Origin of the sequence: Nocardia sp. CWNU-33, from assembly GCF_046764895.1 — a bacterium.
In the GTDB taxonomy this organism is placed as follows: domain Bacteria; phylum Actinomycetota; class Actinomycetes; order Mycobacteriales; family Mycobacteriaceae; genus Nocardia.
Window position 1 is genome coordinate 42,162 of the sequence record NZ_JBKOQN010000011.1, and the last position, 12,961, is coordinate 55,122.

Sequence of the window (12,961 nt, forward strand, 5' to 3'; positions counted from 1 at the left end):
CATCCGGTCGCTAACGCTGTTTAGCCGCAACAGGATTCGTGAGAGTGCCGATGCCTTCGATGGTCACCGATACCTGCTGCCCGGCCTGCACCGGGCCGACGCCCTCCGGGGTCCCGGTCAGAATCACATCGCCGGGCAGCAGCGTCATTACGGTGCTGACCCACTCGATAAGCTTCGGAATGTCGTGCAGCAGAAGCGAAGTGCGGCTGCGTTGGCGAACCTCGCCCGCCAGCTCGGTCACGATCTCCAGATTCGATGGGTCCAAGGAGGTTTCGATCCATGGGCCGAGCGGGCAGAAGGTGTCGTAGCCCTTACCCCTCGTCCACTGGCCATCGTGACGCTGCTGATCACGGGCAGTGACATCGTTGGCGGCGGTGTAGCCGAGCACCACGTCCATGGCCCGCGCTGCGGGCACGTCCTTGCACGGACGCCCGATCACCACGGCCAGTTCGCCCTCATAGTCGACCTGAGAGGAACTGGGCGGCAAGATGATCGGCGCGTTCGGCCCGATAATCGAGGTATTCGGCTTGAGGAAGATCACCGGATCCTCTGGGGCAGGCCCACCCATCTCGGCCGCGTGTGCGGCGTAATTCTTGCCGATGCACACCACCTTGCTCGCCAGGATCGGCGCGAGCAAGCGCACGTCGGCCAGCGACCAACTCCGCCCGGTGAACGTCGGCGTACCGAACGGGTGCTCCGCAATCTCCTTGGCGACGGTGTCGCTTCCCTCTCCCTCGATGCTGACGAAAGCGACCCCATCGGGACTGGCAACTCGACCTAGACGCATGACCCGCAGTCTATCCACCACCTTCGACCTGCCCGAACGCGCCTGCACCGGATCTGCGGCGCCTGCGACAGCGTGTTCGCGACCCAGGAGGCTCACGACCGAGCGGCCGAACCACTCAGCGAACGGGCCTGCAGCCCAGCAGCCAAGGCTCACCCCTGCGACGCGTGCGCTTCGGGCTGCTCGAACGCGACCGGGCCACAGACGGTCGCTGGTGAGACCGGCTCCGTCGCAGGTGCGTCAGTAGCGATGCTTACGGCATTTTGCTCGCGCGGGGACCGCGACCGTGTGACCCGATCGACAGCACGAACCCGAAATCGGGTTGCCGACCGGGTGTACGGTAAGACCCGATGTTCATTTAGTGAGAACGAAGTTCCACATTATGAGATTCAGAGGTGAGGCCGATGGCTACCGTGACGCAGATCCGCGAGGTCCGACGGTGGTCCATGCTCGGCCTCGGAGTCTTCGCACAGTCCTCGAGCGCGGTCTTCATCCACGGCGTTCCGTTCCTGCTGCCCGCACTGACCGCGCGCGGCATGCCCTTGGCCACCGCAGGCCTGCTGGTGGCGATGCCCACGGTCGGGCTGGTCTGCACATTGATCGCCTGGGGCTACATCGTCGATCGCATCGGCGAGCGCAAGGTGCTGGTCGGCGGACCACTGCTGATGCTCGCGGCGGGAACCGCCGCCGCAACAGCGTCGAACTACGTCGTCTTCGGTATCCTCTTGTTCCTGGGCGGCATCGGCGCCGCAAGCACCAACGGCGCCAGCGGCCGCGTTATTGTCGGCTGGTTTCCGCCGCATCGGCGTGGTCTGGCGATGGGGATTCGGCAGACCGCACAGCCGTTGGGTGTCGGTGTCGGCGCGCTGGCGATCCCCGCCGTCGCTGCGGCACACGGGATTTCGGTCGCCATCTTGGTTCCGACCGTCATGGCGGGCGCCGCCGCCATCGGCTGCCTGATCTGGATCATCGACCCACCCCGCCCCGAGGGCAGAGCAGCCGATCGGGCCAATCCCTATCGTGGTGATTCCACCCTGTGGCGCATCCACGCGGTATCCGTGCTGTTGTGTGTACCGCAGGGCACGGTGTGGACTTTCGCGTTGCTGTGGCTGCACCGCGATGTCGGCTGGTCGTTGACGACCGCGGGCGCGTTGGTCACCGCAACCCAAATCCTGGGCGCCTTCGGCAGAATCGGCGCCGGTCACTGGTCGGATCGAGTCGGCAGCCGACTGGGTCCGTTGCGCACCGTCGCCATCGCCGCCGTGCTCGCCATGACCGGCCTGGCTCTGACCGCATGGACACATTCCTGGTGGGCAGCCATCCCCCTGTTGATCGCGGCATCGGTAATCACAGTCGCCGACAACGGACTTGCCTTCACCGCCGTCGCCGAAATCGCAGGCCCCTACTGGAGCGGCCGCGGCCTGGGCATCCAGAACACCGGCCAAAACCTCGCCATGGCCGCCATCCCACCCGCCTTCGGCGCCCTCATCACCGCAACCGGCTTCCCCACCGCCTACCTGGCCGCAGCAGTCCTGGCAGCAGCCGCCATCCCACTGGTCCCCACTAACCACCGAACCGAACAACAGTCCCGAAACCCCTGAGGGACCACCACTTTCACCACCTGCACAACCAAATCACTGGAACAAAGCCAGCAGTCCTCACACCGGAAACCACACCCAGCCTGCTCAGATCGACGTGAGAGAAATGGTGGCTCACACCGCCTCAGACAGCCGCCATTTCACTACCCTCGATACCGAAAGTGTATGGAACGCAACCACAACCAGCCCGCACGCCGGAAGCCATGTGCCTGCCTGCCCAGGCTGCGGAAGAGAAAGCCAGGTACGGCACACGACGCACCCAGCACTGCCCAGAACACCGCTGGAAGCTGACCTCACGTTCCCAACCTGGGGCACGCCACCCAAGCTCCGCTTACCAGTTGGCGGCGCTGCACTAAGAGAAGCGAGCTCGGTTTTCGAACCCCAGAGCACGCTGTCCAGTTCCGGGTGCCCTTCAAGGGTCCACCCGGGCAGTGCTGGGCACGTCGAGTGGGTACCCGACTTCCGCTTCCACAACTCGACCAGGCAGGCACTGCCCAGTTTCGGGTGCCCTCCACGGACCCCCGGGCAATGCTGGGCACGTCGAGTGGGGTTCCCCGCCTTCCTCTTCCGCAACTCGAGCAGACAGGCACACGGCTTCCAGCGTAAAGACCGGCGGTGGCGGCGTTCACAAACCCTTCGAACCCCGGAGCGCGCTGCCCAGTTCCGTTGCCCTCCAAGGGTTTACCCGGGCAATGCGGGGCAAGTCATGTGGGCACCCGGCTTTCTTTTCCGCAACTCGCGCAAGCAGGCCCACAGCTTTCAGCGTGAAGATCGTCGCCGAACCTTCACACCACCGGCCATCGTTGGGTTCCACATCTCCAACCCGCCGCGGGGTGGCACATGGCTGCGGGAAACACCGAGACCTCCGCCGTGGTGTACCACTCGGCGACGACGCACCCACGAATGGCGCATGGACGTGGCAAGCACCAAGAGACGCACCACCAAGTGCCGCTCAGTACGACACACCTACGGGCACAGGGCTGCAGCAGATGGCAGGGCGGGCCAACGTCGTGTACCACCTCAGCGGCGACACGCTCACGAGCGGCACATGACTACGGCACACCGGCAAGCCCACCGTGCACCAATCGGCGGAGACGCACCCCGAACGGGACGTGGGTGCGGCGAATGTGGAGAGGACTCCCTGCCGCGTGCCGCTCGGCGGAAAGTGGAGGGAGACACGCAGCCCCCGCGCCTGGTTTCGGCGCGGGGGGTGGGAGGTTGGTCAGACTGCGGCGGCGATTCGGTCGCCGACCTCGGTGGTGGAGGCGGTGCCGGTGCGGGATGCGAGGTCCTTGGCTACTGCGGACTCGATCCGGGTGGCTGCTTCGGTATTGCCGAGGTGGTTGAGCAGTAGGGAGACCGACAGGATGGCGGCAGTGGGGTCGGCTTTGGACTGGCCGGCGATGTCGGGGGCGCTGCCGTGTACGGGCTCGAACATGCTCGGGTTGGTGCCGGAGGCGTCGATGTTGCCGCTGGCTGCCAGGCCGATGCCACCGCTCACCGCGGCCGCGAGGTCGGTGATGATGTCGCCGAACAGGTTGTCGGTGACGATCACGTCGAAGCGGCCCGGGTCGTTGACCATGTGGATGGTCGCGGCATCGATGTGCTGATAGGCGATCTGCACGTCGGGGAACTCGGTGGCGACCTCGTCGACGGTGCGCTGCCACAGCGAACCGGCGAAGGTCAGCACGTTGGTCTTGTGCACCAGGGTGAGGTGCTTGCGGCGGGCCTGTGCCTTGGCGAAGGCGTAGCGCACGACGCGTTCGATGCCGAAGCGGGTGTTGGTGCTGACCTCGGTGGCGACCTCATGCGGGGTCCGCACCCGAATCGCGCCGCCGGTGCCGGTGTACGGCCCTTCGGTGCCTTCACGCACGACGACGAAATCGATGTCGGGATTGCCGGACAGCGGGCTGGTCACCCCGGGATACAGCTTCGACGGCCGCAGGTTCACGTGGTGGTCCAGCGCGAACCGGGTGTGCAGCAGCAGCCCGCGCTCGAGCACACCGCTGGGCACCGACGGATCGCCGATCGCACCGAGCAGGATCGCGTCGTGCTGCTTGAGCTCCGGCAGCACCGAATCCGGGAGGATCTCACCGGTCGCGTGGTAGCGCTTGGCACCGAGGTCGTACTCGGTCTTCGCGACGCCGGGCACCACCACGTCGAGCACCTTCAGTGCCTCGGCGATGACCTCGGGACCGATTCCGTCACCGGGGATGACAGCAAGCTTCATGACAACAATGCTCCGTTCAGTATTGCCGGTCACCGGCGTCGCCGGGTTCACGGCGAGCTGTACGCGCCCGCCCTGATATTCGGATGCCTTCGCGAACCCGGGCCGACGCCATGCGTCCGCACGTATCCCATCGAGCGAACAGCAGCAGCATCACCGTACTTGGTGCATCACGACGGTCCGTCGTCGGGCGCGGTCATGCTGCGGGTCGGTCGGCCAAAGCGCCATGATGACGAGACGTATCCGATGCCGGCTCGCATCCGCCACGGGCCACAGCTCATGGCTCCGTAGACGTCACCACCTCACGACCCCGCGAGGCTGCCACCGGTTCCGCACGCCATGAGCCACCCCGCAGCTCCGTAGACATAGCCCACCCCACGATCCGGCGAGGGGCTGCTACCAGCTCCGCACTCACGGGCCATCGCTGACGGTGCATAGCCGCAAACCACCGACAACCCCGGCGAAGCTGCCACCAACTGCGCACCACGGACCACCGCCCACGGATGCCGTAGCCGGCAACCGCCCCAACAACCCAACTAAGCCGCCACCAACTGCGCACCGACCACGGCCGTCGCTGCACGGTTTGTGCCCGCGCTGCGTTGCTCCAGGCAGTCACCGCTCGGTGGGCCCGTTCATACGTTGCGCGCCGTCACCATTGGTGACGGCGCGCATCGGGGTTCTCGACAGGGCCGGGACAACTACGATCGCTCGCGCCTCGGCCGATCGATCAGAACAGGTCGACCTGGACGACCTTGCCTGCGCCGACGGACTCGGCGATGGCGGTCTGGACGTCGGGGGTGACGTCACGGTTGACGCGCAGCACGACGGTGGCGCCTTCCTTGTCGACATCCTGGCTCAGCTGCGCGGCAAGGATGTCGATCCCCGCCTCGCCGAGCTTGGTGCCGATCTTGCCCAGCGCGCCCGGCCTGTCCTCGTAGTTCAGGACGGCCAGGTTCAGGCCCTCGGCGCGCATGTCGTAGTTGCGGCCGTTGATGTTGACGATCTTCTGGACCAGCTGCGGCTCGGTCAGGGTGCCCGCCACGTTCAGCGTGCTGCCGTCGCCGAATACCGCGCGCAGATCGACGACGCTGCGGTGGCTCGGGCTCTCCGACGCGGTGGTCACCTGGGCGCTGATGCCGCGATCCTTGGCGAGCGCGGGTGCGTTCACGAAGGTGACCTGGTCTTCGACCAGTGCCGAGAAGACGCCGCGCAGCGCGGAAAGCTCCAGCACCGCAACATCTTCGGAGGCCAGCTCGCCGCGCACCTGAACCTCGAGACTGACCGGCAGCTCGTTGGACAGTGCACCGAGCAGCGCGCCCTGCTTGCGGACGATATCCAGCCACGGTGCAACCGAATCGCCGACCGAGCCGCCGGTGACGTTCACGGCGCCCGGCACGAATTCACCGGCCAGCGCGAGCAGCACGGACTTGGCGACATCGGTGCCCGCGCGGTCCTGCGCCTCGGAGGTGGAGGCGCCGAGGTGCGGGGTCACCACGACCTGCGGCAGCTCGAACAGCGGGCTGTCGGTGCACGGCTCGGTCTCGAACACGTCGAGGCCGGCGGCCCGCACGTGCCCGGACTTGATGGCATCGGCGAGCGCCTGCTCGTCGACGAGTCCACCGCGGGCCGCGTTGACGATGATCACACCCGGCTTGGTCTTGGCGATGGCTTCCTTGCCGATGATGCCCTTGGTCTCGGGGGTCTTCGGCAGGTGCACGGAGATCAGGTCGGCGCGCTCGAGCAGTTCGTCCAGGCTCAGCAGCTCGATGCCGAGCTGTGCGGCGCGGGCGGGCGACACGTAGGGGTCGTAGGCGATGATCTTGGTTTCGAAGGCGGCAAGGCGCGCGGCGAACAGCTGGCCGATGCGGCCGAGGCCGACGACGCCGACGGTCTTGTCGAAGATCTCGACACCGTTGAACTTGCTGCGCTGCCAGGTGCGCTCGCGCAAGGTCGCGTCGGCAGCCGGGATCTGGCGAGCGGCGGCGAGCAGCAGCGTGACGGCGTGCTCGGCGGCGGTGTGGATGTTGGAGGTCGGCGCGTTGACGACCATGACGCCGCGCTCGGTGGCGGCGGGGACCTCGACATTGTCGAGGCCGACGCCTGCGCGCGCGACGATCTTCAGGTTCTTGCCCGCCTCGAGCACCTCGGCGTCGACCGTGGTCGCGGAGCGCACGAGCAGTGCGTCGGCCTCGGGGACCGCGGCGAGCAGCGCCGGGCGATCGGGTCCGTCGACCCACCGCACCTCGACACCGTCACCAAGCGCATCGACGGTCGACTGGGCGAGCTTGTCGGCGATCAGAACAACAGGACGGCCTGCTTGGCTCACGGTGGAGTACTCCTGGGGAGAAAGGGGGCGGCAATTACCGCCGTTCAGCTTAGTGGGCGCGGGTTCGCGGCTTTTTACCCCCCGGCAGGCGGCCGCCGTCAGTGCGATCGATGAGCCTGCACAGCGGCATGTCCGCGCTCGACTCGACCCGGAAATACAGCAGGCCCCCGGCGCCGATGGGCGCAAGGGGCCTGCTGGAAGTCGGGTCAATCGACCGTCATACTTACTCAGCCGCCGAAAGAACCGGTCCACAGGGTGCTGAGGATGCCGTGCAGAGCCGCACTGCCAGTGCTCAGAAGACCGTTCAGGGCGGCACTACCGGTGTCGATGATAACGGGGATCATTTCTTACCTCTCGTCGAACGAAATCCAGTCTGACTGGCTAACACAATGCACATCGGGGCTCCCTTAAATCCGGTTACGGAATTCTGCAATAATGTGACCCAGGTTACATTTTGATCTCAATCGTGAGCTGGACAACCGTCCATAAACATCCTGAGCAGCCCCTATGCCGATGTACCAGGTCAACGCTGGTTTTCAATGTCCATAATTAGCCTGGCAAAGGATCTATGTTGCGAATACCTAAGGGGAACTTGGCAATTGCCTGAGAATGCCACTGTTCACGTCCGATGGAAACTCGGACGAACACGCCGATTACACACGCCGGACGACATGCAGCGTGAAATATCCAGCGCGAGTCGACAAGTCGGCCGCAGCACCGCCGAGCACCCGACCCAACCGGTCGAGCACTCGGCAGGCGCTTCGAACCGGTCAGAGCGAAAATAGGCCGCACAGCGCAATCACCGGCACATAGCATCGGCGGATGTCTCTGCGCGCGATCCCCGACTCCATGGACCCGACGGTCGTCGGATCCATCGACGCCGAGCTCGATCGGGTCGAGCAGGAGAATCGGGTCACGGTGCGGTTGGCGATCGAGAGCGGCAGCCGGGCATGGGGTTTCCCCTCCCCCGATTCGGACTACGACTGCCGGTTCGTCTACGTGGCGAACCTCGACACCTACCTGTCGCCGTGGCGGACCAGGGACGTAATCGAGACTCCGCTGGCCGGTCTGCTGGATGTGAACGGCTGGGATCTGGCCAAGGCATTGCGACTGTTGGTGAAGGGCAATGCCGTGTTGATCGAGTGGTTGATGTCGCCGATCGCGTACCGCGGCGACGCCCGCTTCCGTGATGAGCTGCGCGCCTTGGCAACCGAGGTCGCCGATCGCAACCAGGTGGCCCGCCACTACCTACACCTGGGCAGCAGGCAATGGTCGCTGTTCGACAAGCACCGGTCGTTGAAGAAGGTGTTCTATTCGCTCCGCCCGGCGATAGCGCTGCGCTGGTTGCGGGAGCATCCCGACGCTGCCGTTGCGCCCATGCATCTGCCGACACTACTGGAGCAGTGCGATCTGCCCGCGGATCTCATCGCGACCGTCGCCGAGCTCACCGAGCTCGAGTCACGCACCCGCGAAATGGGCAGTGGCACCGTTCCCGCGCCGATCGCCGACTTCATCGCCGCCGAATTCGACCGCGCCGCAGCCGCTTTCCCGAAGACCCCGGACCGCGACCTGGCGCGCGTACACGCGGTGACCGCGGACTTCTTCCAGAAGGAAGTCGTTGCGGTCACACCACCCGAGGTAACGCCGGTCTCCTGAAGGTCGCAGATTCCGATGCCATCCAGTTCGGCGAGTGCGAGCGGGACCGGTTGCGGTAGCGCGGACCGGGGCGGCTGTGGCATGGGATGCCGGGGGCGACTGGAGCTCCGCCGCCGGAGCAGGTCGGCGCGCCTCGGTTAGTTGTGCGCAGCGCACGCTGCGGTATGTGTGTGGGTGGGTCGGAGCTGGTCCCGGAACTGGCCGGTCGCGTCAGGACCAACGAGAGACGTCGTGCCGCAGGATGGTCCGACCACCACCGTCGCCGCACGGACTGTCGACGAACGTTCCTTAATGACGCGGGGTTTACAGGTTGCACGACCGGCGCCGAAATCGCGTCGACGACATCGGCGTCCAAGTCACGCCTGCAGCATCGGCATCGAAGCCACGCCTGCAGCATCGGCGTCCAAGCCACGTCGCCAACATCCGCGTCCGAGTCGAGCAGTGCGGCACTACGATTCGGCGGTCGCCGCAGCGTAGGCCTGAGCGAGTCGTTCCGTCGCCCGCGGCCCGCTCGGATCGGGCCGCGGGATACCGAGATGTGATTCGCGCAGTTCGTCCATGAACTCGCTCCAGAGCTGCGGGCCACCCTCCTCGAGCAGTTCGGCGCGTACTCGGAGGCGTTTCGTCGTCGGCCGGTGCCGCAGCCCCCACGCACCGAGGTGGGCCATGATCGGCACCAGCTGGATGGCAGGTTCGGTCAGCCGGTACTCGGCTTTCTGGCCGGGGCGGGTGTCTTCGCGGCTGAGCAGTCCGGCCGCAACGAGGCGCTTGAGCCGGTCGGACAGGATGTTCGACGCGATGCCCTCCTCGGATCCGGCCAGCAACTCGCGGAAGTATCGCCGGTTGCCGAACATCACGTCGCGCAGCACCAGCAGCGTCCACCGGTCGCCGATCACCTCGATGGTCGCGTTGATCGGGCAACCCGAGCGTCCGTCGTCGCGCATGTGGTGCTCCCTTCTCATGCCGATAAAGAATCTCGATACTTCTGATTGCAATATACAACCAGTTGTGCTTACAGTACTCCACAAGCGATTGCAAAATGCAATCACCTGACGGAGGAGTCATCATGCCGAAGCTGCGCGTACACAACCTCGCGATCTCCCTGGACGGATATGTCGCAGGACCGAACCAAGGTCACGACAACCCCCTCGGCGAAGGCGGCATGCGGCTGCACGATTGGGCGTTCGCCACGAAATACGGTCGCTCGATGGGCGGCGAGGACGCCGACGGCGACACCGGCATCGACAACGACTTCGTCGTGGCCGGCGACGTCGGAATCGGCGCAACCATCATGGGCCGCAACATGTTCGGACCGATCCGCGGACCATGGACAGACCACGAATGGACCGGCTGGTGGGGCGACAACCCGCCCTACCACCACGACACTTTCGTGATGACCCACCACCAGCGGCCTTCGGTCTCGATGGCGGGCGGCACCACGTTCCACTTCGTGAACGAGACCCCGGAGGAAGTGTTGCGCCAGGCGCTCAAAGCTGCCGATGGCGCGGATGTGCGGTTGGCGGGCGGCGCATCGGCCGTCCGGCAGTTCCTGCTTGCCGGCTTGGTGGACGAGTTGCACCTGGCCGTCGTCCCGATCCTGCTGGGCGCGGGCGAACGACTCTACGACGAGCTCGGGACACTGCCCGGATACGAATGCACGTCAATCGTGAGCTCCCCCACCGTCACCCACGTCCAGTTCGCCAAAATCTCCTGAGCCGATCCGCCCCCGGATATGGCAAGAGGCCCGCACCCCCTGCCGGGTGCGAGCCTCTCAGAAGTCACGCTTGATCAGATAGCGCGGACGTCCTGGGCCTGCGGACCCTTCTGGCCCTGGCCGATCTCGAACTCCACGCGCTGGCCCTCTTCGAGGGACCGGAAACCCGAGCCGCTGACGGCCGAGTAATGCACGAAGACGTCAGGGCCGCCTCCGTCTTGGGCGATAAAGCCGAAGCCCTTTTCGCTGTTGAACCACTTCACACTGCCTTGAGCCATGTTCTTTACTTCTTACTTCCTGTAGGCGAGCCGGGCAGATCACTTTGATAAGCCCGATCTCGACGTCAACAATGCCATCATCCGACGAATTCCTCCACATCTGACACCTCCCACTGTGAGTAAACCGACGTTCCCTGGGCGCTGTGGTAGCGAACCCGAGTCCGATGCGCATCTCACGGAAACGGCTCTGACGGCGGGCGGAGGCAACAAACGGGCTAGTTCGAGACCGGTCCGAGATCGCAATGTTGCGGTCGCACAACGATTACCGCGTCGGACGTGGGCGCGCCGTGTGCGGCAGGCGCCGGCTGCGCGGCGCCACGAAAGTGTGCTCGCCGCGGCCACCGAACCCATGAGATTCGCGGCGGATCACGATGCGTCGCCCTCCCCCTGCTCCGCGTCGAGAACGGCGGCGGCAACGCCGTCCAATATGAGTTCGAGGCCGAAGGTGAAATCGTGATCGTCGCTTCCCTCGACGACAGGCGGCGGTTGGAAAATATTGGATCCGAAGAGCTGTGCGGCATCCGGGTATCGGTCGGGATCGACAAGACGAGCCAGGTCACGGCCATAATTCTGTTCGACCCGCGCCTGGTCGAGACCGGCAGCTCGGCTGCCATGTTCGAGTTGGTGCGCCAGCACAAAACCCTGCCGGACATAGCCGCTGACGACCATGATGACACCGACCTTGGCGGCCCAGTCCAACCTTGTGGCGCGTAACGCGCGCAGGCCGGCGTCCATCCAGTCGATCGCGTTGGGCCCACGCGGCGGGCCACTGATCGGCAACTGGGTCAACCAAGGGTGGCGGCGGAAGACTTCGAGCTGCGCGAGTGCCCAGCGCCGCAGATCCGCGCGCCATTCCCCTTGCGAGACGGCGAGTTCCGTCGCCGGGCCGAAGCCGAGGTCTGCCATCAAATCGTTCAGTTCGTCTTTGGAGCCGATGTGGCGGTACAGCGACATCGGCGTAACACCCAGTGCCGCAGCGATCTTCGGCAGTGTCGCGCCCTGGAGTCCGGCGCGGTCGGCGAGTGTGACCGCCGTGCCGACAACTCGGTCCACGTCCAGTTCCGCGGGCCGGCCGAGCCGCGGCCCGATCGGCAGCCGCCACATGCGCACGAGCTGGTCGGGCAGCTTCTCCCCGGACATCGCCGTGAACCTCCATTTCCACTGGTCAAGGCATCGCCAAACTTTAACATGCGACTTATAGTATAAGTCATATACTATCTACGGATCTGGTCTATCGACGATGTCGGCGGCCGATCCGGGACTCCTCGAAAGCGAGAGCACATGGACATCAACGCAATACGGCGCACTACCGGAATAGCCGGTCTCGTCGCGGCCGTTCTGACCCTGATCGAACTGCCGCTGTACTTCGTCTACGACGGTGCGCCGCCCGACTCGAATGTCTTGACCCGCAGCATGTTCGGGCTCACGGGGCTTACCCTGCTCGTCGCCTTCATGTCGGGTCTGGGCTACCTGCTGAAGCAGACCGACTACGCATGGGTCGGTTCCGTCGCCGCCACTGCGGGACTGATGTGGCTGACGGTCGCCTTCGTCTCGATGGGCCTGGAGGTCGGTGCTGTGATCGAAGCGCCGGAACCGATCGATCCGACCATCACGGTCAGCGGCACCTACATCTTGTACGGCACGATCTCCCGGCTGCTCGAGACGTTGTTCTTCGTGACCTTCGGCTTCGCGATACTGCGGACCGCGCTGGGCCGGCTGGTCGGCGTTGGTACTTGCCCTGATCAACATCGCGTTCGTCCCGTCGCTGTTCTTCGGGAACACACCGGCCGATTTCTATGCGGCGAACGGCTGGGGCACGACGGCCTCCGTCGGCGGCCTCACCATGCTGTGGATTCTGGCGGTCGGGTGCACACTGACGACAACACCTCAGCAGGCACCGGTAACCAGCTAGCCGGCAAACTCGGTCAGGGACAGCACATTTCCGTCCGGGTCGGCGAACCAGGCAACCTTGTCACCACTCGGCGAAGCCCACACCCCGACGACGTCCTGAGGCATCCCCTGGTAGCGGAGGAACACCACCCCGTGTTCGGTCAGATCGGCGACGGCTCGGCCGATGTCGGGCACAACCCAGCCGAGCACAGTGAACGGTTGCGGAGCAAGCTCGTTCACCAGGGTGATGCGGACCGTCGTGCCCGCACCGCGCGCGACCACCGCATACAACGTCGCCTCCACGATCGTCAGACCGAGGACCTCCGCAAAGAACTTGCCGGACCGAGTCAGGTCCGACGACGGCACAAAAGCGACAACTTCGGCATCCGCAAGGGGGCCCATAGGCGGAGGCTACCCGCCCGAACCGACCCGAACGGATATTTTCGTCCGGTGTCACCGCCGATCGCCAGTTGCGGGCGCACGACCGG

At 65.4% G+C, this 12,961-nt stretch carries 11 protein-coding genes; 4 read left to right on the plus strand and 7 right to left on the minus strand.

What is annotated here, in order from left to right:
* Window positions 1-10: 10 nt before the first annotated feature.
* Window positions 11-787, minus strand: coding sequence for a fumarylacetoacetate hydrolase family protein (locus ACLMAL_RS17100; protein ID WP_411999958.1), 777 nt, complete (start codon window positions 785-787; stop codon window positions 11-13).
* A 401-nt stretch (window positions 788-1,188) separates the two neighbouring features.
* Here ACLMAL_RS17100 and ACLMAL_RS17105 point away from each other — a divergent pair, with 401 nt between their 5' ends.
* A complete protein-coding gene (locus tag ACLMAL_RS17105) occupies window positions 1,189-2,385 on the plus strand; it encodes an MFS transporter (RefSeq protein ID WP_411999959.1) in 1,197 nt (398 codons plus the stop codon).
* A gap of 1,219 nt (window positions 2,386-3,604) precedes the next feature.
* On the opposite strand, the gene ACLMAL_RS17110 is transcribed toward ACLMAL_RS17105, so the two are convergent.
* Window positions 3,605-4,612: a 3-isopropylmalate dehydrogenase gene (locus ACLMAL_RS17110; protein ID WP_328404270.1), complete on the minus strand. Its 1,008-nt coding sequence runs from the start codon at window positions 4,610-4,612 to the stop codon at window positions 3,605-3,607.
* 724 nt (window positions 4,613-5,336) lie between these two features.
* Window positions 5,337-6,935, minus strand: a complete 1,599-nt coding sequence (gene serA / locus ACLMAL_RS17115; RefSeq protein WP_411999960.1) for a phosphoglycerate dehydrogenase — start codon at window positions 6,933-6,935, stop codon at window positions 5,337-5,339.
* Between the two features lie 822 nt (window positions 6,936-7,757).
* Here serA and ACLMAL_RS17120 point away from each other — a divergent pair.
* Entirely contained in the window at window positions 7,758-8,591 is an 834-nt protein-coding gene (locus ACLMAL_RS17120; protein ID WP_411999961.1) for a DNA polymerase beta superfamily protein, read from the plus strand.
* A 449-nt stretch (window positions 8,592-9,040) separates the two neighbouring features.
* On the opposite strand, the gene ACLMAL_RS17125 is transcribed toward ACLMAL_RS17120, so the two are convergent.
* A complete protein-coding gene (locus tag ACLMAL_RS17125; RefSeq protein ID WP_411999962.1) occupies window positions 9,041-9,535 on the minus strand; it encodes a winged helix-turn-helix transcriptional regulator in 495 nt (164 codons plus the stop codon).
* Window positions 9,536-9,657: 122 nt separating this feature from the next.
* Here ACLMAL_RS17125 and ACLMAL_RS17130 point away from each other — a divergent pair, with 122 nt between their 5' ends.
* Entirely contained in the window at window positions 9,658-10,305 is a 648-nt protein-coding gene (locus ACLMAL_RS17130) for a dihydrofolate reductase family protein (RefSeq protein WP_411999963.1), read from the plus strand.
* Window positions 10,306-10,379: 74 nt separating this feature from the next.
* On the opposite strand, the gene ACLMAL_RS17135 is transcribed toward ACLMAL_RS17130, so the two are convergent.
* Both ACLMAL_RS17135 and ACLMAL_RS17140 read right to left on the minus strand, forming a co-directional pair.
* Window positions 10,380-10,583 (minus strand): cold-shock protein, encoded by a 204-nt coding sequence (locus tag ACLMAL_RS17135; RefSeq protein ID WP_040693519.1) that lies wholly within the window; start codon window positions 10,581-10,583, stop codon window positions 10,380-10,382.
* 366 nt (window positions 10,584-10,949) lie between these two features.
* The gene (locus ACLMAL_RS17140; RefSeq protein WP_411999964.1) at window positions 10,950-11,723 is read right to left on the minus strand and encodes a TetR/AcrR family transcriptional regulator; all 774 of its coding nucleotides are present in this window, start codon (window positions 11,721-11,723) and stop codon (window positions 10,950-10,952) included.
* Between the two features lie 586 nt (window positions 11,724-12,309).
* On the opposite strand from ACLMAL_RS17140, the gene ACLMAL_RS17145 reads away from it, so the two are divergent.
* The gene (locus ACLMAL_RS17145; protein WP_411999965.1) at window positions 12,310-12,495 is read left to right on the plus strand and encodes a hypothetical protein; all 186 of its coding nucleotides are present in this window, start codon (window positions 12,310-12,312) and stop codon (window positions 12,493-12,495) included.
* On the opposite strand, the gene ACLMAL_RS17150 is transcribed toward ACLMAL_RS17145, so the two are convergent.
* Entirely contained in the window at window positions 12,492-12,875 is a 384-nt protein-coding gene (locus tag ACLMAL_RS17150; protein WP_411999966.1) for a VOC family protein, read from the minus strand. The genes ACLMAL_RS17145 and ACLMAL_RS17150 overlap by 4 nt on opposite strands.
* Window positions 12,876-12,961 lie beyond the last annotated feature (86 nt).